The sequence below is a fragment of the Bacteroides ndongoniae genome (assembly GCF_900108345.1).
Classification (GTDB): domain Bacteria; phylum Bacteroidota; class Bacteroidia; order Bacteroidales; family Bacteroidaceae; genus Bacteroides; species Bacteroides ndongoniae.
Genome location: NZ_FNVV01000013.1, coordinates 1,166,300 through 1,187,401, shown reverse-complemented (window position 1 = coordinate 1,187,401; position 21,102 = coordinate 1,166,300). Strand labels below are relative to the sequence as shown.

At 51.1% G+C, this 21,102-nt stretch carries 20 protein-coding genes and 2 pseudogenes; 15 read left to right on the top strand and 7 right to left on the bottom strand.

Annotated elements, in window-relative coordinates:
• The first annotated feature begins 99 nt into the window (after positions 1 to 99).
• From BQ5591_RS09385 to BQ5591_RS09335, 12 genes and pseudogenes are all read left to right on the top strand, one after another.
• Entirely contained in the window at positions 100 to 471 is a 372-nt protein-coding gene (locus tag BQ5591_RS09385; RefSeq protein WP_071149112.1) for a winged helix-turn-helix transcriptional regulator, read from the top strand.
• Positions 472 to 512: 41 nt separating this feature from the next.
• Positions 513 to 1,274 (top strand): SDR family NAD(P)-dependent oxidoreductase, encoded by a 762-nt coding sequence (locus BQ5591_RS09380; RefSeq protein ID WP_071149111.1) that lies wholly within the window; start codon positions 513 to 515, stop codon positions 1,272 to 1,274.
• Positions 1,275 to 1,323: 49 nt separating this feature from the next.
• Entirely contained in the window at positions 1,324 to 1,917 is a 594-nt protein-coding gene (locus BQ5591_RS09375) for a GNAT family N-acetyltransferase (protein WP_022162252.1), read from the top strand.
• Positions 1,914 to 2,447 carry a helix-hairpin-helix domain-containing protein gene (locus tag BQ5591_RS09370; RefSeq protein WP_071149110.1) on the top strand — a complete coding sequence of 178 codons (534 nt, stop codon included), beginning with the start codon at positions 1,914 to 1,916 and terminating at the stop codon, positions 2,445 to 2,447. The genes BQ5591_RS09375 and BQ5591_RS09370 overlap by 4 nt, the downstream gene beginning before the upstream one ends.
• A 70-nt stretch (positions 2,448 to 2,517) precedes the next feature.
• Positions 2,518 to 3,489, top strand: a pseudogene (locus BQ5591_RS22290) (GNAT family N-acetyltransferase); the annotation flags it as partial.
• Between the two features lie 63 nt (positions 3,490 to 3,552).
• The gene (locus BQ5591_RS09360; protein WP_071149408.1) at positions 3,553 to 4,089 is read left to right on the top strand and encodes a GNAT family N-acetyltransferase; all 537 of its coding nucleotides are present in this window, start codon (positions 3,553 to 3,555) and stop codon (positions 4,087 to 4,089) included.
• Positions 4,086 to 4,532 (top strand): annotated as a pseudogene (locus tag BQ5591_RS21805) (GNAT family N-acetyltransferase); the annotation flags it as partial. The gene BQ5591_RS09360 and the pseudogene BQ5591_RS21805, both read left to right, overlap by 4 nt.
• Complete coding sequence (locus BQ5591_RS21990; protein ID WP_262483112.1) at positions 4,509 to 4,976, top strand: GNAT family N-acetyltransferase; 468 nt, start codon at positions 4,509 to 4,511, stop codon at positions 4,974 to 4,976. The pseudogene BQ5591_RS21805 and the gene BQ5591_RS21990, both read left to right, overlap by 24 nt.
• 339 nt (positions 4,977 to 5,315) lie before the next feature.
• Entirely contained in the window at positions 5,316 to 5,675 is a 360-nt protein-coding gene (locus BQ5591_RS09350) for a DUF3795 domain-containing protein (RefSeq protein ID WP_071149108.1), read from the top strand.
• Position 5,676: 1 nt separating this feature from the next.
• Entirely contained in the window at positions 5,677 to 6,123 is a 447-nt protein-coding gene (locus tag BQ5591_RS09345) for a DUF2867 domain-containing protein (RefSeq protein WP_071149107.1), read from the top strand.
• Between the two features lie 23 nt (positions 6,124 to 6,146).
• Complete coding sequence (locus BQ5591_RS09340; protein ID WP_071149106.1) at positions 6,147 to 6,518, top strand: DUF2200 domain-containing protein; 372 nt, start codon at positions 6,147 to 6,149, stop codon at positions 6,516 to 6,518.
• A 16-nt stretch (positions 6,519 to 6,534) separates the two neighbouring features.
• The gene (locus BQ5591_RS09335; protein WP_071149105.1) at positions 6,535 to 7,362 is read left to right on the top strand and encodes an SDR family oxidoreductase; all 828 of its coding nucleotides are present in this window, start codon (positions 6,535 to 6,537) and stop codon (positions 7,360 to 7,362) included.
• 448 nt (positions 7,363 to 7,810) lie between these two features.
• Here BQ5591_RS09335 and BQ5591_RS09330 read toward each other — a convergent pair whose 3' ends face one another.
• Both BQ5591_RS09330 and BQ5591_RS09325 read right to left on the bottom strand, forming a co-directional pair.
• Positions 7,811 to 9,709 carry a CocE/NonD family hydrolase gene (locus BQ5591_RS09330; RefSeq protein WP_071149104.1) on the bottom strand — a complete coding sequence of 633 codons (1,899 nt, stop codon included), beginning with the start codon at positions 9,707 to 9,709 and terminating at the stop codon, positions 7,811 to 7,813.
• A 118-nt stretch (positions 9,710 to 9,827) separates the two neighbouring features.
• A complete protein-coding gene (locus BQ5591_RS09325) occupies positions 9,828 to 10,691 on the bottom strand; it encodes a helix-turn-helix domain-containing protein (RefSeq protein WP_083380915.1) in 864 nt (287 codons plus the stop codon).
• 130 nt (positions 10,692 to 10,821) lie between these two features.
• On the opposite strand from BQ5591_RS09325, the gene BQ5591_RS09320 reads away from it, so the two are divergent.
• Positions 10,822 to 12,129: a cytidylate kinase family protein gene (locus BQ5591_RS09320; protein WP_071149103.1), complete on the top strand. Its 1,308-nt coding sequence runs from the start codon at positions 10,822 to 10,824 to the stop codon at positions 12,127 to 12,129.
• Positions 12,130 to 12,258: 129 nt separating this feature from the next.
• Here the strand turns inward: BQ5591_RS09320 and BQ5591_RS09315 are convergent, their stop codons facing one another.
• Positions 12,259 to 13,263, bottom strand: coding sequence for a class II fructose-bisphosphate aldolase (locus BQ5591_RS09315; protein WP_071149102.1), 1,005 nt, complete (start codon positions 13,261 to 13,263; stop codon positions 12,259 to 12,261).
• Between the two features lie 238 nt (positions 13,264 to 13,501).
• A complete protein-coding gene (locus BQ5591_RS09310; protein ID WP_071149101.1) occupies positions 13,502 to 14,509 on the bottom strand; it encodes an endonuclease/exonuclease/phosphatase family protein in 1,008 nt (335 codons plus the stop codon).
• A 250-nt stretch (positions 14,510 to 14,759) separates the two neighbouring features.
• Between BQ5591_RS09310 and BQ5591_RS09305 the strand changes: the two genes are divergently transcribed.
• Positions 14,760 to 15,011: a type B 50S ribosomal protein L31 gene (locus BQ5591_RS09305; protein ID WP_071149100.1), complete on the top strand. Its 252-nt coding sequence runs from the start codon at positions 14,760 to 14,762 to the stop codon at positions 15,009 to 15,011.
• Positions 15,012 to 15,128: 117 nt separating this feature from the next.
• The gene (locus BQ5591_RS09300) at positions 15,129 to 16,136 is read left to right on the top strand and encodes an alpha/beta hydrolase (RefSeq protein WP_071149099.1); all 1,008 of its coding nucleotides are present in this window, start codon (positions 15,129 to 15,131) and stop codon (positions 16,134 to 16,136) included.
• 111 nt (positions 16,137 to 16,247) lie between these two features.
• On the opposite strand, the gene BQ5591_RS09295 is transcribed toward BQ5591_RS09300, so the two are convergent.
• The 3 genes from BQ5591_RS09295 to BQ5591_RS09285 all read right to left on the bottom strand — a co-directional run bounded on the left by BQ5591_RS09295 (position 16,248) and on the right by BQ5591_RS09285 (position 21,091).
• Entirely contained in the window at positions 16,248 to 16,793 is a 546-nt protein-coding gene (locus tag BQ5591_RS09295) for a hypothetical protein (RefSeq protein WP_071149098.1), read from the bottom strand.
• A gap of 49 nt (positions 16,794 to 16,842) precedes the next feature.
• Positions 16,843 to 19,137, bottom strand: coding sequence for a GH92 family glycosyl hydrolase (locus tag BQ5591_RS09290; protein ID WP_394331802.1), 2,295 nt, complete (start codon positions 19,135 to 19,137; stop codon positions 16,843 to 16,845).
• A gap of 346 nt (positions 19,138 to 19,483) precedes the next feature.
• The gene (locus BQ5591_RS09285; protein WP_071149096.1) at positions 19,484 to 21,091 is read right to left on the bottom strand and encodes a RagB/SusD family nutrient uptake outer membrane protein; all 1,608 of its coding nucleotides are present in this window, start codon (positions 21,089 to 21,091) and stop codon (positions 19,484 to 19,486) included.
• Positions 21,092 to 21,102 lie beyond the last annotated feature (11 nt).

Genomic DNA, 21,102 nt, shown 5'->3' with positions numbered 1-21,102 from the left:
ATAAAAAAATAGAAAAAATATAATGCCTCCGTACAGTCGGTAGTCAGGAAAAAAAATGTTAGCTTTGCCTGCGAAACCCAAGCTAACCCACATCGGAACATGCAAAAAAAAGGAGATACTAATTCGATTATAGAAATCTGTCCCATTCGCAACGTCATTGCACGCTTTGGCGACAAATGGTCTTTTCTCGTCCTGCTCACCATCGACGAGCACAAAGTGATCCGTTTCAACGAGTTGTGCCGAGCCATCCCCGACATATCCCCCAGAATGCTGTCGGGCACGCTCCGAACGCTGGAAGCCGACGGACTGATTTCCAGAAAAGTATATCCCGTCGTTCCGCCCAAAGTGGAATACCGCCTGACTGACATCGGCGATTCACTCATCCCTCACATCAACCGACTGACCGAGTGGGCCTTGGAGAATATGCAAAAAATCGTTTCGCACCGCAAACGGTTCGACGAGACGAAATAGACGCATGCATGCAACAATTCATCAATCAACCTCTATAAGATATGAAAGGAAAACTGATTTTCATCACCGGCTCCACCAGTGGAATCGGTGAAGGATGTGCCCGCAAGTTTGCGGCTATGGGTAGTAACCTGATACTGAACGGACGGAACACCGAAAAACTGGAAGCCCTGAAGCAGGAACTCACGGCACAGGGCGTGGAAGTGCTCACACTGCCCTTCGACGTACGCGACCGCCAGGCCATGCAGCGGGCCATAGACTCACTCGAAGGACGCTGGAGGGACATCGACGTGCTGGTGAACAACGCCGGACTGGTCATCGGCATGGACAAGGAATACGAAGGTTCGCTGGACGAGTGGGACGTGGTCATCGACACCAACATCAAGGCCCTGCTGGCCATGACGCGCATGATAGTGCCCGGCATGGTGGAGCGCGGACGCGGACACATTATCAACATCGGCTCCATTGCAGGCGATGCAGCCTATGCCGGAGGCAGCGTCTATTGCGCCACGAAGGCTGCCGTCAAAGCTCTGTCCGACGGACTGCGCATCGACCTGGTGGACACGCCCCTGCGGGTGACAAACATCAAGCCCGGCATGGTGGAAACCAATTTCTCCGTGATCCGCTTCCGCGGCGACAAGCAGAAAGCCGACAACGTGTACGACGGCATCCGTCCGCTGACGGGCGACGACATTGCCGACGTAGTCTATTATGCCGCCTCGGCCCCTGAGCACATGCAGATAGCCGAAGTGCTGGTGATGCCTACCTATCAGGCTACGGGAACCATCTGCCATCGGCAGAAATAAGAGTACAATAAACTACATAAATATTACATTTTAGTTATTTTCATTACCCATGAAAACAAATACACTTGAAACTTCACGCCTCGTCCTCCGCCCGTGGAACGAAGATGATGCCCCTTCACTGTACCGATATGCCTGCCACCCGGATATAGGTCCGATTGCCGGATGGCCACCGCATACATCAATAGAAAACAGTCTTGAAATCATCCGTACCATCTTCTCTGCTCCCGAAACTTACGCTGTTGTGTTAAAGGCCACTGGTGAGCCTGTAGGCAGTGTTGGCATCATGTTCAGTGACGGTATGCACAGCGCCACAATGGAACAAGGCGATGCCGAAATCGGATACTGGATAGGGGTACCTTATTGGGGACAGGGGCTGATACCTGAAGCTGTACGTAGTTTACTACACCGTTGTTTTGAAGAACTTAACATACAGACTGTCTGGTGTGGTTATTATGACGGTAATATAAAGTCGTGCCGCGTCATGCAAAAATGTGGATTTACTTTTCACCACACCGAAACTGGAAAAATATCACCGTTGGGCGATGTCCGCACCGAACATTTCATGCGGATGACAAAAGAAGAATGGAATACCCTCAATAACATAAATCTCCCATCCGAAACTTCTAATCATCCCTTATTATGACCGAACTCCGCCAAATCCCCAACGTAGGTACGCAGACCGAGCAAGACCTGATTGCCATGGGCTACACCACCATCGCCTCCCTGCGCGGCAAGCGGGCAGAAGAACTCTATGCCGAAGAATGCCGACTGCGCGGTTGCCTGATAGACCGCTGCCAGCTCTATCTGTACCGCGCCGTAGAATACTTTGTCAATGCCGAGAATCCCGACCCCGACAAATGCAAATGGTGGTTGTGGAAAGATGAATTTGTCGAACCCTCGCCCTGCGGAGCCGTATGTACCGAATGCGGCAACTTCCCTACTGCATGCAGCGGATGCCGGAAGATCCGCGGCAAGGTATTCTGGCTCCGGTATACGGACCACGATGTCTGCCCCATCTACCAATGCTGCCGCGAGAAAAGAAAAAAGAACTGCGGTGGCTGCCCCGAACTGCCTTGCCACCGCTTCATGAAAGACCCCACCCTGACGGACGAGGAGAACAATGCCCACCTGAACAGGATGCTGGAACGCCTGCAGGAAGCGGCGAAGAAATAAAGAAATCACCTTTCTGGAAGGTATAAAAGAAAAGTTTCTTATCTTTATCCGCCATTTCAACAGACTAAAGATGAAGAACCAGCCTTGCACCATCCGTCCCCTGCTTCCGGAAGAAACCCACTTGCTGAGCGACTTCCTTTACGAAGCCATCTACCTGCCCGAAGGCACCCCTCCTCCGCCTCGCAGTGTCATCCAGCTGCCCGAGCTGCAAGTCTATATCCGGGACTTCGGCACCCAACCCGACGACTACTGCCTGGTGGCCGAAGCTTCGGGTAAAGTTGTCGGTGCCGTCTGGGTTCGACAGATGAACGACTACGGACATGTGGACGGGCATACTCCCTCACTCGCCATCTCCCTCTACAAAGACTTTCGGGGGCATGGCATCGGTACCCGCCTGATGAAAGGAATGCTCGATCTGCTGCACGGCAAAAGCTATCGGCAAGTGTCGCTCTCGGTACAGAAGGCTAATCCTGCCGTCCGCCTCTACACAAAACTCGGCTTTGAAGCAGTGAAGGAGACGGAAGAAGAATATATTATGGTATGTAACTTATCAACGCACCCACTTATGAAAACCTCGCATCGCAACCAGGCGGTCTCTCCCACCATCACCTTCCGACCCGCCACCACGGCCGACATATCCGAACTGAAAAGCCTTTTCTGCAACACCGTGCTGACGGTCAATGCCCGCGACTATACCACTGAGGAAGTAGCCGACTGGGCTTCGTGTGCCGACCGGCCCGGTCACTGGGAGAAACTGCTTGCCACCCTGCACTTCATCGCTGCCTGCGATGCCGAAGGCCGTATCATCGGCTTTACCTCCATCCGCAACGATGGCTACCTGCACTCCATGTTCGTCCACAAGGACCATCAGGGAGAAGGTATTGCTACCGCCCTGTTGCAACAGATAGAAGTCTACGCCACGGAGCACGGCATCCGCGAAATAACTTCCGAAGTAAGTATCACCGCCCGTCCCTTCTTCGAACATCGGGGCTATGCCGTCGAACGTGAACAACGCGCACAGGCCAATCGGCTGCAATTGACCAACTATGTAATGAGGAAAGTCCTGCCTTCCTCTCTGGCTACTCAAACGGAGAATAAGCAACAGATTGCACAACAATCAAGCTGTGTCACGCCCCGATTCCGTCTGCGGCCATGGGAATCGTCCGACGTGCCCTCATTGGCAAAATACCTGAACAACAAGAAGATTTGGGATAACTGCCGCGACCGCCTCCCCTTCCCTTATACGGAAGCAGATGCCCACTCTTTTATCGACTATGCAACAAGCCGGCAAGAGCCCGGCGAGTACTGCATCGAAATAAACGGTGAAGCTGCCGGCAATATCAGCTTTATGCGGGGAACAGATGTGGAACGCTTCAATGCCGAAACCGGTTATTGGCTGGCAGAGCCCTTCTGGAACCAAGGCATTGCCAGCGAGGCCTTGCGCGAAGCCTTGCGACAATATTTGGCTGCGACAGACGTCGTCCGTATCTTTGCCAACGTGTATGAAAGCAACATCGCCTCCATGCGGGTACTCGAAAAAGTCGGTTTCCGTAAGGTAAGTGTTCTCCGCAATGCCTGTTTCAAGAACGGCCGCTTTGTAGATGCCCACTATTTTGAACTGCTGAAAGAAGAGTTTGCATGAACATCCAACTCATCACCACCGACAAGAAACGCTTTCTCTCCCTCCTGCTGCTTGCCGACGAGCAGGAGTCAATGATCGACCGCTACCTGGAGCGGGGAGATTTGTTCGTCATGTCCGACGCTGAAGCAATCCCTATCTCCGTAGCCGTTGTGACGGACGAGGGAAACGGAGTCCTCGAACTGAAGAACCTGGCCGTTGCACCTGCCTGCCAGCGCAAGGGGTATGGCCGGCAAATGGCGGAATTCGTCAGCCGATACTATGCCGACGTGTGCCACACGCTACTCGTCGGTACGGGCGAAAGCAGGCAGACTCTCAGCTTTTACAAAAGCTGTGGCTTTACTTATTCGCATACCGTCGCCGACTTCTTTACCCGCAATTACGACCATCCGATTGTGGAAGACGGGAAGGTACTGAAAGATATGATTTACTTGCGGAAAAGCCTGATTGAACTTCGCAACCTTCCTCTTTCTGAACGCACCGACGACCTTATACATACTTTAGTCGGATTATGGGATGCATCGGTACGGGCAAGTCATCATTTCCTGACCGAGGAGGACATCCTGCAGCTCACCCCGTTTGTAGATGAAGCCATCCGAGGCATTACTTCCTTAACTGTATCGTATCAAGGCAGCCTACCGGTTGCTTTCCTGGGCATCGAAGGAGAAAAAATAGAAATGCTATTCGTTTCTCCCAACTGTTTCGGGAAAGGAATAGGTAAACAGCTTGTCCGCACGGCTATCGAACATTATCACATACGCTATGTAGACGTGAACGAGCAGAATCCCCAAGCCGAAGGTTTCTACCGACATCTGGGTTTCCACACCTTTGAGCGAACCGAAACCGACGAACAAGGCAATCCGTTTCCTATTCTGAAAATGAAACTTTAAACAAGCATCAGTAACTTTATCGGCATCTGATTATATCCTATAACCAAAGAATTTACTTATATTTGCAAGCGGAAGAAGTAATTCGTCCATGGCATATTAAGTAAAGAAAGAAGCGTTATGCTTATCTTGTAGTTTGAAAACCTGAGAAACTTTCAAAAAGAGATACAAGGAAAAGCATAGTGGTTCTCACGCTATAGCGTGGGCTGCTATACTCATGTCTGTATCTCAGGTTTTCTCAGGACCTTCAAACTAAGATGTGGCATTGCAGTTCCACGCTTTTGCTTTTAAAAAGATATCCTTATGGCAACTGAAGGATAAAACGTAAAAAAGTAGATACAAATGAAAAACGAAACGAAGCCCATCACCGCCTCCACAAATTACATCGCCGCCTGTGGCCTGTATTGCGGAGCATGTCGTAAATACCTCAACGGTAAGTGTCCGGGATGCCGCCAGAACGACAAGGCAACTTGGTGCAAAATCAGACAGTGCTGCCAGAAGAATGGCTTTCACAGTTGTGCCGAATGCAGTACGGACGTAAAAGCCTGCAAGACGCATAACAATGTGATAGGGAAAATCTTCGCCTTCCTGTTCAACTCCGACCGCGCGGCGTGCATCCGCTACATCCAAGCCAACGGACGCGAAGCTTTCGCCGAAGAAATGACCCGACGGAAAGCGCAAACCATGAAAAAAAGAAAATAAAATGAAAGTTATGGCCCCCAACTATTATGCCGACACCTACACCACAACTGTCCGAAATGCCTGCCGCATGACAGCTGGTGATTTGTTCCACCTGATGTTCGTATGCTATCCTAAACCAGTCCAATATTTGCTAAGGCTACGCGACCAGTTAGTAAAACCGTTTGGATTCCAAAAAGGAGGTGGCTTTACAGAGTTGATACAAGAACAGAGCGAAGAAAGAATTGTTTTCGGCAAGTCGGACAAACATCTGAATTTTCAAGTACGGTTGGAATGCGATGCCCCTGACAACCGCACACAATGCCAATCCATTCGTATAATGACTTCCGTCAGATTCCATAACACTTTGGGCAAAACCTATTTCTTCTTCATCCGTCCTTTCCATTGCCTGATTTGTAAAACCCTGCTGAAACGGGCAGCACGAAACTGGGAGAAGAAAAACAACCCATAAGAAAACCCTAACCGAAAGAAACAATGAAACAGACCGGACAATCAACATTCGAGAAGGTATACCAGATGCCTCTTGACAAAGTCTATCCGCTACTGGTGAACAAAGCCACACGCAAAGGACGCACCCGCGAAGAAGTAGACGAGATAATCTGCTGGCTGACCGGATACAGTCCCCTGCAACTGGCAGAGCTGCTGAGCCAGCCTACCACCTACGGCGACTTTTTCCGCAACGCCCCGGCTCCCAACCCTGCCCGTAAACTAATTACGGGAAGCATCTGCGGCATCCGGGTAGAAGAGATTCAGGAACCGCTAATGCAGGAAATACGTTACCTGGACAAGCTGGTGGACGAACTGGCCAAAGGCAAACCAATGGAAAAGATTTTAAGAAACTCATAACATACATCAACCAACCATGAACAGAATCATTATCGTAACGGGCGGAGCCGGCGGCATCGGCCGTTGCATTGTAGAACATTTTGCAGCAGAGGGCGACCAGGTTTACTTCATCGACATCGACCGCGAAGTGACCCTCAACCAAGTAGAACGGATGCACCAGCTGGGGTATAAAGTGACCGGCTTTGTAGGCGACGTAGCCGACAGGCAGGCACTGGAAGACTTCGCCCAGCTGGTACTCGACGAGCAACCTCAAGGCATCCATTGCCTCATCAACAACGCCTGCCTGACGAACGGAGGCATCCTGACCGACTGCGACTATGACGAATTCCTCTACATTCAGCGCGTAGGCGTGGCGGCTCCTTACATGCTGGCCAAGCTCTTCAAAGACCACTTCTGCGGCATAGGGTCCATCGTAAACATCTCTTCGACCCGTGCCTTCCAGTCGCAACCCAACACCGAGAGCTATACGGCGGCCAAGGGTGGCATTACGGCACTGACGCACGCACTGGCCATCAGTCTGTCAGGCGTGGCGCGCGTCAATTCGGTAGCGCCCGGCTGGATAGACACCGGTAACTACCACGGCGACCCGAACCAACCCTACACTCCCTTCTACAGCAAGGGCGACATCGACCAGCATCCATCCGGCCGTGTAGGCGAACCGGAGGACATAGCCCGCGTGGTAGCTTTCCTGTGCGACGAGCGCAACTCGTTCATCAACGGCGAGAACATCACCGTGGACGGAGGCATGAGCCGTCAGATGATTTACCACAACGATTTCGGTTGGAAGTATCAGCCCACAACGTCACCCATATACGAATATTTGTTTCCAATTGATGAAGAATAAGCCTTTTCGCTGACACCCGCTTTTCACAGCGGGCCGAAAACAGGGCCCCAAAACAGCAAAAAACCACCTTGCCGAGAGGAACAACGCTTGCATTGCTCGGCAACAACGCTTGTGTTGCTCGCAAAGATTGCTTGTTTCCGTCCGCAACAAGGCTTGTTATCTGTCCCGAAAAGGCTTGTTTTCTGCAAAAAGAAGGGGAGTTTCCGACACAAAAGCCTCAGCTTTGCCACGGAAACTCCCCTTTTCGGCTCTGCGGAGCGCTCGCGGGCTCCGTTTTTCTTCTATTTCATTTGTAAGTATTTCGCTATCGTGCTGTCTGCAAGGCAGAAACGTTCCGTTCGCTTCGATTTTCGGCACCGGCCTTTCCCTTGGCCCGAAACAGACGATTCTCAGGCGGTCGGGAAATCAAAATGTCATTTTGACAAAACGGCCGATGCCCCTGTCTGCCTTACTCCTTCGCCGGAATCTCGGGAATGTAGAGATAGCTGTCGTACCGGCCACCGGTGTAGATGCAATGCCTTCCCACGTTGTGCGTAGCAGGCGACGTGACCACTTCGGCGGGGTCGGCGCATTCGTCGGCATTGCCACCCAGCGTCATCATCTCCGGCTGCTGGCCGGGCATGTAGGTAAAGTCCTCCTTGGGCACGGTGATGTGTGCCGAGCCGAAAGGTATGGCGGCCTTTTCGGGCTGATAAGCGCCGACCGTCAGTTGCAGTATCTCGCCCTTCTCGAAGAAAAGTCCCATCGGCCAGATTTCAATCTCGACGGGGACAATCTCGCCCGGCTTCAGCTTCTGCACGGTGGTGAAGGGATAGTAAGGCTCGGACTCGGTTGTGCGGAGCGTATCCAGCTGGCGCATGGAGACACGCATCTGTCCGGTAGCGACGATGCGGTTGCCTGTGCGGTCGGGAATAGGCTGCCCGTCTTTCGACAGTTTCTCCACGCGGACGGACAGGTCCATGTCGTCGTTGTCGGGGGCTGCCACCCACAGGTGCAGCTTCATGTAGCCGGTAATCTCAGTGGGCTTGTCCATGCGGTAACGGTAGTTCACCTGATGGCAGTCGGCGGCCGACTGGTATGTGTTGACGTTTTCCTGTTCGGGCAAGGCGGTGAGCAGCGTACTGTCCGCAGCCGACAGGTAGAGCTTCCGATAGACGGTGCGTGCCAGCGGAAACTCTTCTTCCGCACGGCCCACAATGTCGTGACCGCCGGGGTTAAGCACCGACAGGCGCACTTTCGGAGTCTGCTCCCAACCGTTGTCCACACCCTTCAGGTAATGGTCGAAGAAGCGGCGCAGGTCTTCCACGTTTTCGGGCGTATAGTAGTCGAACCACTCCTGCGTGTTGTGCACGCGCAGCCATTTTTCCTTCGACGCCATGCGGCGGTATCCGGCAAAGGTGCCGTGCGTGTGCACCGAGTTGGTGTAGCTGGCCACCACGTAGGCCGGTATTTCGATGTTCTCCACGCGGGCCGCCTTGTCCTGCCAGTAGTCACACATCAGCGATTTCTCGACAATCATGCGTGGCTGGTCTTCCAGCATGCCGTGAGCCGACGAGAAGGTTTCGGCAATCATCTCCGGAAACTCCGGCGTCGGGATGCCGCCCCGTGTGCCCGACTCGCGGTAGTGGTCGCAGAAGCCTTCCCAGGGAGCGATGGCAACCAAGTGTTCCGGCCGCTCGGCAGCGATGAACCATTGCGAGACGGTCAGCCACGAATTGCCTGACATGCCAACCTTGCCTGTACACCAGTTTTGCGAGGCAATCCACTCGATGACGTCGCAACCGTCCAGCGCGTCCTCGTGTCCCCAGTACAACAGGTTGCCCTCGGACATGTAGGCGCCACGCTTGTCCACATTCACGATGGCATAACCGTGGTTCACCCAGTAGGCGGGGTCGGGTCCTTCAAACTTCTCTAATCCCGAAGTGGCGTCCACCGGCACACCGGCACGCCCCGGCACGTCGTCCAGCATCTGTCCGCCGATCTCCTTACCATAAGGGCTCCACGCCAGGATGGCAGGGCAGGGTTTACCGTCGGTCGGACGGAACACATCGGCATAGATGGTGACCCCGTCGCGCAACTTGATGGGGACATCCCTTTCCAGCAGAATGTCGCACGCCAGCGGTTTGGATCCTTCGCGGCGCACACTGCCCTCTTGCAGCACCACTGTCTCCTGCCTGAAACCCGGATAGCGCACACGGTCCGCACTGACCGGCAAAGCCTTGCGCATGGGTACCTTTATCTCCTTGCCGCCGGCATCGTGCAAGGTGACTTCCTGTTGTGCCGCCACACGCTGCGTGCAGACGGCCAGGAGTGCTAGGACTCCTGTATAAATCCAATGCTTTCTCATATGATTTGCGTTTTTATGAATGACACATTCGTTTGTATTCCGGCGGCAAAGTTCGGCATTCTTCTCCGGAAAACGTTATCAAAACAAGAAACGGAATTCGTTGAATACGAAACAAAAGTCACTCTTGCCGCATCCGGAACTTCACAGGCGAAAGCCCCGTCTTGCGGACAAAGAACTTCCCGAAGACCGACTGGTCGGAGAATCCCAGTTCGTCGGCTATCTCCTTGACGTCAAGGTCGGTACACTCCAACAGTTTCCGGGCGTCGGCACACAGCAGCTCCGAGATGTGGAAACAGACCGTATGCCCGGTAATCTCCTTGACGATGCGCGACAGATAGGTAGTCGATATGTTCAACCGGTCGGCATAGAAGCCGATGTTGTGCTGCTCGCGGTAGTGATGCACCAGCAGACGCTTGAAGTTTCGGAATATCTCGCTCGAACGTTTCACGCAGGTTGCCTCTTCCCGGTTCTTCCCATACAGCGCATCGGCCATCTGCAGCAGCACAAAGCTGCATAAATGTCTGACAGCTCCGTCACGATAGAGCTGCATCGCCTGCAACCTGTCCGCAAACAGCTCCAGCGACTTCTGCAGGTAGCCGGCCTGTACGGCATTCAGCGAAAAGACCGGCAAACGATAGTTTCCGATGAACTGCGACACCTGGTTGTACACCAGCTGCCCTTCGGAAAGGCCGTCGTAATAATCGGGATCGATGTAGAGGCAGACGAAGGAGAAGTCCGCACTCATGCCGTCCAGCGTGGCCGACACACTGGGAGTCACCACCAGCAGCTGCCCCGCCGACAACGCATAAGCATGATAAGCATCGGATACGGTCGCCGTTCCGTTTACGACGAGCCAGAAGTAAAATCCCTTCTCGATCAGTATCTGCCTGTTGTCCGCAAGTGCTTCTTCCGTAAAATAGCCGAAAGGGAATGGCCGCGCCTTTTCCCCCTCTCCCGCCAGTTGCCATGCAGAGATTTCCATAACGATGAGTTTTATTCGGCAAAAGTAAGCAGCGTTTCGTTTTCGACCAAGAAAGGTCGCCTTTTTATGCACCGCAACCGGAAAAAAAGTCAGAACTTTGCCGACGATTCAACAAAACACATCCATTATTATGCAAGTATATAAGTCCAGGCGTTTCCTGCTGTTCGTTATTTCCCTGTTCATCAATGCCTTTGGCATTGCCTTCATCACCAAAGCCCTGCTGGGCACCTCGCCCATCACCAGCGTCACCTACGTGCTGAGCATGTTCACTCCTTATACCATAGGCATATGGACCATCCTGCTCAACCTGCTGTTCGTCGTCCTCGAACCCCTCCTGATGACGCGCAAAGAGCTGAAAGCCGACTGGCAAATGTATGCGCTGCAGATACCCATCGCCTGCTGCTTCGGACTGTTCATCGACTTCTCCATGTTCATCCTCTTCTGGCTTCACCCGTCCACCTACGTAGGACAGGTCGTAGCCCTGCTGGTGGGCTGCGTCATTCTGGCCTTGGGCATCGCACTGGAAGTCAAGGCGAACGTAGCCATGATGGCCGGCGAATATTTTGTCAACGTCATCACCAAGCGCTTCCACGGTAACTTCGGCTTTGTCAAGTTGGGCTTCGATGTCAGCCTGCTGGTCATTGCCTGTCTGCTGTCGCTCTTTTTCCTTTCGGACATCGAAGGCGTGCGCGAAGGTACGGTAGTGGCCGCCTTGGCCGTCGGCCCGATAGTCCACTTCGTCAGTCCCTACTACCGCTTCTTAGACAAGTGGATTGGCAGTCCCGACCAACTGAAGAAGACCACCGCAAGAAGCAGCCGCCACATCATCATCACCATTGCCCGCGAGTACGGAAGCGGCGGGCACCTGCTGGGCGAAATGTTGTCGAAGGAATTAGGCATCCGCCTGTACGACAAAGAGTTTATCCACCTCACCGCCCAGCGCAGCAACATGGACGAACAGTACATCGTGAAAAACGAACAATCCATTCCCTCCTTCTGGCTGAAGTACATCCTCTCCAAAAACAGTGAACAACCCATAGAAACCAGCCTCTCGCCCGACGACGTACTGTTTGTGGCCGAAAGCAAAATCATACAGGAACTGGCCGAAAAAGAATCGTGCATCATCGTAGGCCGCTGCGCCGACTTCGTGCTGAAAGACGATCCCGACGTACTGAAGGTCTTCTGCTACTCCGACCTGCCAAGCGCCGTAGCCCGCTGCGTCAGCGAATACAACGTCCCCAAGGACAAAGCCGAAGCCGAAATCCGCCGCATCAACCGCAACCGCATCCATCATTACGAATACTACACGGGCGACAAATGGGGCGAACCGCACCACTATCACCTGATGCTCAACACCGGAAGCATCGGCCTGGAGACTTCCTGCCAGTTAGTGAAAGGACTGTATCAGGAAAGGCAGAAAGCCATCGCAGCCCAATAGCCGCGCCTCAATAACGGAAAGCCTTGGCGGGGAAAAACAGGAAGTTCGGCGCCCTGAACTACCCGCATACAAAGAAAGGGGATGTGCCCGTGCGGACACATCCCCTTCTTCTATAATCTTGTGGAAAAATTATTCAGCCAACTTGTTGTCTGAACCCAGCACGTTGATGATTTTGTGCTTGTACAGTTTCTCCATGTTGTCACGAGCCGGACCCAGATATTTACGCGGATCGAACTCTCCCGGTTTCTCAGCCAGCACCTTGCGGATAGCAGCAGTCATGGCCAGACGAGAGTCTGAGTCGATATTGATCTTGCAAACAGCCGACTTGGCAGCCTTACGCAACTCGTCTTCGGGGATACCGATAGCAGCTTCCAGCTTGCCACCATATTTGTTGATAGTATCCACTTCTTCCTGAGGAACTGAAGAAGATCCGTGCAAAACGATGGGGAAGCCCGGCAGTTTCTCCATAACGGCGTCGAGTACATCGAAAGCCAAAGGAGGAGGAACCAGACGGCCGGTAGCCGGATCAACGTGACATTGTTCGGGTTTGAACTTGTAAGCACCGTGAGAAGTACCGATAGAGATAGCCAAGCTGTCGCAACCGGTGCGAGTAGCAAAGTCGATAACCTCTTCAGGGTCAGTATAAGTATGATGCTCAGCAGAAACTTCATCTTCTACACCGGCCAATACACCCAGCTCGCCTTCTACAGTTACATCAAACTGATGAGCGTAGTCAACAACCTTCTTCGTCAAAGCTACGTTCTCTTCGTAAGGCAGGTGAGAACCGTCGATCATTACAGAAGAGAAGCCCATGTCGATGCAAGACTTGCAAAGTTCGAAGCTGTCACCGTGGTCCAGGTGGAGCACAATTTCAGGATGAGCGCAACCCAGTTCCTTAGCATATTCTACAGCACCTTCAGCCATGTAGCGCAGCAATGTAGCATTGGCATAGTTACGTGCGCCTTTGGAAACCTGCAGGATAACCGGAGATTTAGTTTCAACGGCAGCCTTTACGATGGCCTGCAATTGCTCCATATTGTTGAAGTTGAAAGCCGGGATGGCATATCCACCTTTAATGGCACGAGCAAACATATCTCTTGTGTTCACAAGGCCTAATTCTTTGTAATTAACCATTTTGTTTAAAAGTTTATTGTTAGTGAATCAAAATTCTGTGCAAAAGTAAACATTCTCATTCAAAAAGCGGACACCTGCCCCAATAAAAAAACTCTCCGAACAAAAGAAAAACAAATATTTTTCAAGTGTTTGAAGAGTTTTAACAAAAGATTGTAAAGTCCACGTTGCAAACTTTATCCCGGCAAGCTGCCCTTCCGGACCGCAACATGCAAGGACTATATCTCCAAATATATAAGGACTATTTCCTTAAATATATAATGGTAGGAAGATGGTCGCTATATCCGTTCAGCCACGTCCGTCCGCCATGGGTGCGCAAGGGCGAACCTTTGTATTTTCCGTCTTGCTGTATCAGATAATCGCGCAGAAACACCTCGCTATGGTCGTATCGCAAGCCGCGACGCTTCTTCAGAAGCGGCTTCGACAGCACAATCTGGTCGAACAGGTTCCACTTGCCGCGATACAGCAACGTTCCTACTCCCTTATCTTCCAATGTTTCCCACCAGGGATTGTAGAAATCGGCCTTCTTCACCTCATCTCTGTATTTCCGTGCTCCAAGCGTCTGCATACTTTCATCCATCGGGTCGTCGTTCATGTCGCCCATCACTATCAGCTTTAGCCTGCGGTGTTCGTGGCGCAACGAGTCGGCCAGTGCCTTCACCTGCCGTGCCGCATGTACCCGCACAGGCGACTTGGCTCCCCTTGAGGGCCAATGATTGACTATGACGCAGACACGCTCACCGGCCAAGCGGCCTTCCACGATCAGGAAGCCGCGGGTCAGATGCACCGTATCGCCCTGATAAGGCTCCGACAGCACTAACTTCGACGCCTTCACTTCAAACTGCGTGGGATCGTACAGCAATGCACAATCTATACCCCGCTTGTCGGGACCTTCGTAATGGATAAACCTGTAATCAGAAAGAGAAGGCTGCTTCAGCAAGTCGGTCAGCACACGGTCGTTCTCCACCTCGGCCACCCCGATGAAGGCAGGTCCCTGCTTCACTACGTCGCGCGACAGGGAAGACAACACCTTGGCCATATTCGCCAGCTTGGCTTCGTACTTCTTCGAGTTCCACCGATAGCTTCCATCAGGCAAAAAGTCATAATCGTTCTTGCCTTCATCGTGAATGGTATCGAACAGGTTTTCAAGATTGTAAAACGCTACACTATACAAGTCGCGCTTCTCGTTTTGCGCTTTTGCCACCATCGCGCAGAGACAGAGCGCCAACAGAAAGAACATTTTTTTCATAATCGTACAAATAAAGTCAAGTTTCGAAATAAGTTCAGGGAAACACAGCCGGCGCCGCTACAACCACGCCTTCTTTATAATCCGGCTGCAAAAAAAGAAAATAAAACGGGATAAACCTATTTTTTCAGCAAACTTTTTTTCAGATTCAATAAATAGCACTATCTTTGCAGCCTGAAAAGTAAAATAGACCATTACACTATTTATTACCAAGATAGTAACCGAATAATAAATTAAAAAAGCAAATAGCGAAATGAAAAAAGGTATTCATCCTGAAAATTACCGTCCGGTAGTATTCAAAGATATGTCAAACGGCGACATGTTCCTGTCTCGTTCTACAGTTAACACGAAAGAGACAATCGAATTCGAAGGTGAAACTTATCCGTTGGTAAAGCTGGAAATCTCCAACACTTCTCACCCGTTCTATACCGGTAAATCCAAGTTGGTTGACACCGCCGGTCGTGTTGATAAGTTCATGAGCCGTTACGGTAACCGTAAGAAATAACTCTCTACGCTACACCCGTAAGAGGAAAGGGGATGTGTCTGCAACGATACATCCCCTTTCCTTTATATCCGACAACTTCATACCCCTGAATGTTTCAACAATCAAAATAACCGTATCATGAAAAAATATGTATTTGCATCCCTGCTTGCCGGATTGCTGCCAACTACTTTCCAGGCTTCAGCACAAACAGCCGAAGCACCGGGCAAGCAAACCCTGAAAGTAGAAATCACCGAAACACCCGTTGATGTTATCAGTAATGTGATCTATTCACAAATTACATTCCCCACCAACCGCCAGCTCAGAATGACGCTGCTCGTTCCGCGCACCCCCCAGCCCAAACCTGCCATTGTCTTTTACCCGGGAGGAGGTTTCATGACGGCCAACCACGACAGCTTCATCGCAATGCGAATGGCACTTGCCAAAGCCGGCTTCGTAGTGGCAGCCGCCGAATACCGAACCGTCCCCGACCGCTTTCCGGCACTTGTCATCGATGCCAAATCTGCCGTTCGCTACCTGCGTGCCCATGCCGGTCAGTTTGGCATCGATCCGCAACGCATCGGAGTCATAGGCGACTCGGCAGGAGGCTATGTAGCCCAGATGGTAGGAACGACCAACGGTGAAAAACAATTCGACGCAGGCGACTTCACCGAAGTTTCTTCCGACGTACAGGCTGCCGCAACTATCTACGGCATCAGCAATCTGATGAATATAGGTGAAGGTTACTCGGAAGACATACAAAAAGTACATGCCTCACCGGCCGTCACCGAAGCATTGCTGGTACACGGTCCGGCCTTTTTCAACTTTGCAGGCAGCAGCATCCTGAGCGATCCGAAAAAAGCATTGGATGCCAGTCCGATGGGACACGTCAAAAGCAATCTGCCTCCATTCCTCATCATGCACGGTTCTGCCGACCCGTTAGTATCCCCGGTTCAGAGTGAGCAACTGTACAAGGCCATGGTCGAGAAAGGCAACAAGCCAGACTACATTGTAGTAGAAGGAGCCGGACATGGCGACCTGTACTGGTACCAGCCGGCCCTTATCGATACGGTTGTCAACTGGTTTAAAAAGCATCTGGCCGGTACTGCCGGGACCGATGCCACAGCCGACAGCAACCAACAGAAATAGCAGGCAACAACCATTCAGAAAAAAGAGCAAAAGCCCTCGTCGGACTTTTGCTCTTTTTATATACTCCAAAGTTGCTCCACCCGGCAGCAACATCTCGTCGGCATCCGCTTATCATTTCAATACCTGCACTTCCCAGTTCACCTCTAACGGATTCTCCTTCATACGCCATACGAGGGGCAATGCCGGATTATCCCAAATCCACATCTCCGCCCCTTCCTGAACGTCGCGCACGTGCAGCAAGGCATGTCCCGAAACGTGTTCGTTGTTGTCCAACCATTCATATTCGGTACAGTTATATGCCAAACGGCGGTTAGCCTTCAACTGACGGTATGCCTTACGCGAAATCAGATAGGCCGTTTCCCGATCGGACAGCACTACCTTCCTCCCGTCCTCGGGCATCAGGAAACTAAGCACCTCTCCGCTTTCCATGGCTGCCGGAGTCAGCGTATATGAACCTTTCTGCCAGCGCAGGTTACGCAGAATACGCCAGTCCAGCACAACAGAATCTTTTCGCTGGGTGAAATTCATTTGGTATTTGCGTGTCTGCCCGTGCAGCTTGAAGACAAACAGCAACGTATCCGGTATAGCACTTTGTGCCGCAGCTCCCGTCCCCATAACCAGCAACAGGAGCAAAGTAATCAAATATTTAGCTTTCATATTTCTTATGTATCTAAGTTCTGCATAAAAGGATATGTCGGAACTTCAATCAATGATTCGGTCTAAACATCTCCTTGCCCCACTCCGAAGGCTTCTTTCCCATCTTCAGCACCAGCGTGCCGCCGGCCATCAGGTCCTTGTGGCGCAATGCCGACCACGGATAATCTTCCCCGTTCAGGGTAGCACTCTGCACATAACGGTTCTTTTCCGAAAGGCCGTCGGCCACAATCCGGAAGTCGTGTCCGTTCGCCAGATGCAGCGTAGTGGTACGAAGCAGCGGTGTGTTTATCAGGTAGTAGTCCTGACCGGCATTGGGATAAAGCCCCATCATATGGAAAGCCAGCCACGACGACATGGCACCCGAATCGTCGTTGCCCGGCAGACCTACAGGACCGTCGTTATAGCTTTCTGCCAGAATCGTATGGATGCGGTCGCTGCTCCGCCAAGGCTTGCCCAACCAGTGATACAGGCAGGGGGTAAGGAACGACGGTTCGTTGTTCACATTATAATAATTGCGGATAAAGAAAGTGTCCAACCGCTGTTCGAAAGCCTGCGGACCGCCACACTTCTCGATCAGCCCCAGTACGTCGTGCGGTATGCTCAGCGAATATTCCCACGAAGAAGCCTCGTAGAAGAACATGCTCCACCAGGGCGTGTACCACGGTCCTTCAAATGTCATAGGAGTATAGACATACTTGGGTTGCATCACCCGGCTGTGTCCGTAGGGCAGGCTGTCCAACCACTGGCCATCGGCACCGCGCGGCATGATGAAGCCCCGTGCCCCGCTGTGTTCGTAGTCGTCGCGCCACAGGTTCTTCCAGTTGCCGCTCTGCTTCAGGTAGTGTTGGTACAGTTCTTCCTTTCCCAGTCCCTTGGCCACGAGGGCAATGGCATAGTCACAATAGCTGTATTCCACCGTACGGTTTCCGGCACGGTCGATGCCCCAGGGAACATAACCCAGCTCCAGATACTCGCGCAAGCCGCCACGTCCTTCGGCCTCGTGGTTGGCACCCGGATCCACGGTAGCATCTTTCAGCATGGCTTGCAGGGCCAGTTCGTAGTCGATGCCTTCCAGTCCTTTTACAAACGCATCGGCAATGACGATTTCGGCATTCGACCCGCCTTGTGTACGTCCGTTGCAGTTGCCGCTCCGGGCATCGGGCATGTAGCCATCGCGCTTGTAAATGTTCACTAACGAACGGACAATATCGACCTCACGCTTCGGATCGATCAGCGTGATCAGGGGCGACGACGCACGGTACGTATCCCAAATGGCATAAAAGTCATCGTAATAAGGTTCGGGATCACTCCAAAGCGGATTCTCGCCCGTACGATCTACAGGCATCAGCATCGTATGATACAATCCGGTATAGAACATCCGCTTGTGTGCTTCGGGAGCTTTCTCGTCGATCTCGATTTTCGAGAACAGTGCTTCCCACCTGTCCAGGAGCTGACGGTGTACCTCGTCGAACGACCAGTGGGGAATCTCGTTGTGTGCGTTGGCCTGGGCACGCAGACAACTCAGGAAAGAGATGCCCACCTTCAGCTGCAGCATTGTGGCATCGCCTTCGAAACGAAGCAAAGCCCCCGTCTTCTGATGCGAATCGTACTGCGTGCGGTCGGCAGTGATGCTGTCGCCTTTCCACGTAGCCCATTCGCTGAAGGGGCGGTCGGTTTCGGCATAAAAGTAAACCGTATAGGCACGCCCGTTGTTCCATCCGCCACGAATGCGGGTATATCCGCACACTTCCCGGTCGGACAGTATCTGTATCTCCGAGCCCACAAACTGCTGGGCCTCGCGTGCATCGGGCACCGGACTTTCGCCCAAGAAGAAACCGGCGTCGATGGCCAGTGCCTTGTCCGCAGCCTCGGGATAAGTAAAGCGGTAGAACGAAGCCCGCTCGGCGGTGGTTATCTCCGTACGGATGCCGCTTTGCTTGAAACGGGTGTCGTAGTAACCCAAGCGTATGTTCTCGTACTCGCGATAATCGAAATGTTGCGTGCGGTCCAAAGCTCCGCAGAAAGGAACCACCAGCACGTTACCATACTTCGGTCCGCCTCCGGTGCCACTGACGTGTACTTGTGCAAAACCATCCACCCGTTCGGGCATCGGCAACCATCCACTGTTGGGAGAAGGTGTACAGTCGGGCGACGGCTTCACCATGCCAAAGGGGCACGACGGACCGATAAACACACGTCCCAGTCCCTCGGAACCAATACGCGGGTCAACGTAATCGGTCAGAGAAGTCTTCCGCTCTACCGACTGAACATTTGATGAAGCAGTAGCGACATGCGCCAACAACAACGCCAATGCCATACTGCAAAACAATCGTTGAATATTCATAACTATGCCATTTATTTACGTAAGTTCTTGTCTCCATTCAGATATTTTCCTGTCCGAATACATTTTCTTTTTCATTCGTTGTCTGCAAATTTAATCATAAATCTGCTTCTTTCTGACAACAGAATCCGAAAAACATCCGGGTTGATACTGATTCTCTTCCACCTGCTTCATTCACAAAACGACGTTGATAGGAATAAGGAAAAGCAGAATGAATGATGCTGTCATAAAAAAAGCCTTGTGTTAGCATCCGTAGCATGACACTACGGATGCAACCCAAGGCTTCCATTTTTAAAACTCTAAATAAAACAATCGCCTATTTTTTACCTTAAAAATGTATAACGAGTGATTAGTATCCAGGGTTCTGTGTCCAGTTGGTGTTAGTATTCATCACACCGGTCGGGATCGGGAATATACGACGGAATAATTCCGTTTTTGCTTTAGGATTAACCACATGCTTCAAACACCAATCATCTTCAAACTTACCGAAACGTATCAAGTCATTACGACGCCAGTTTTCATCGAAAAACTCGCGACCACGTTCGTCCAGAATATCCTGCAAAGTAGGATCACCTTCAAATGCCGGTGCATGAACATAAGAACGAATCTGATTCAGTAAAGAAGCCGGAGTATCGCCATTTGTTGTACTACCACCTCGCAGAATAGCTTCGGCCTTAGTCAGAATAATATCAGCATAGCGGAAAATAGGCACATCATTACTTTGATTACGGTCATTCAAATAATCATCGTAAGTGGGAAACCACTTCACCGATTTGTAACCTTGTGACCAACCAGTCACATTCTTACCAGTATTAAGCTGTTCAGGAACAGAACCTTCTTTTAATGTAATTTCTTTTGTAAAAACAAGTTGTTCTCCATTATATAATACAGGCTCATTAGTTAAATTACGATTATTGTCGAAAAAATAAATAGGTCCACCGACGATTGACAAGTTACGATCATCACCAGGCAAAGACAGCAAATCAACCACATTAGGATTTACAGCCAAGTTTCCACCGACAGACGCACTCAATTTAAATCCATACATTGACGGATCTAAAGAATTCATCTGTCTCCAAGTACGAAAACGAGCATATGTCATACCTTGAGCCTTTATGCGATCATAAGGCATAGCATAAATAAAATCTTTAATATGAGATCCGTTTTCAGGCCAAAACTTCTCACGGTAACCATCACTCAAATCAAACGGACCATTATTCATGATTTCATCACAAACTGAAATACAGTCGTTCAACTTCGGATTGTCAACAGAAGGCGTATAAGTAGTAACATCAGCACATGAATAAACGGCCCAGTTCAGATAAAGTTTTGCAAGTAAAGCTTTGGCCATCCAATAGTTCGGTTTACCATAAGTAGCAGCATTTGACTCCTTGCTAAGATTTGGAAGAGCTTTTAATAAGTCTGCTTCAATGAAAGCAGCTACTTGAGGACGTGGAGAACGATCAATGGACTCATCTTCATCAAGCAAATGATCCAAAATAGGAATAGCTCCATAGCAATCCATTAGGATGAAATGATAGAATGCACGCATAGCAAGCGCCGGAGCTGCAGCTGGTTCATCCTCTCCTCCAAAATCAAGAATTGCTTTATTGCAATTAGTAATACCTGAAGCCAAATCACCATACCAACCTACAGTCGAATCATCAGGAGTCAACATATGTAGCGTAGGATTTGCTTTTTCACCATTATCATAATAATCTCCATCAAATGAGATACCTGTAAATTCATCAGAAGACAACTCACATGCCCAATTATAATTACGTCCTAAGGCTCCTCTAAATGCATAATATACATTAGCCAATTTTGCTTCTGCAGCAATTTCTGAGTCGGGAAACTCCGTCAGTTGCGATGTTATATCTACATCAAGGTCGGTACAACCGGTTGTAGCTGCTGCCAAGAATCCGGCCGATATAAATAATTTGAATATCTTTTTCATAATTTTATTCT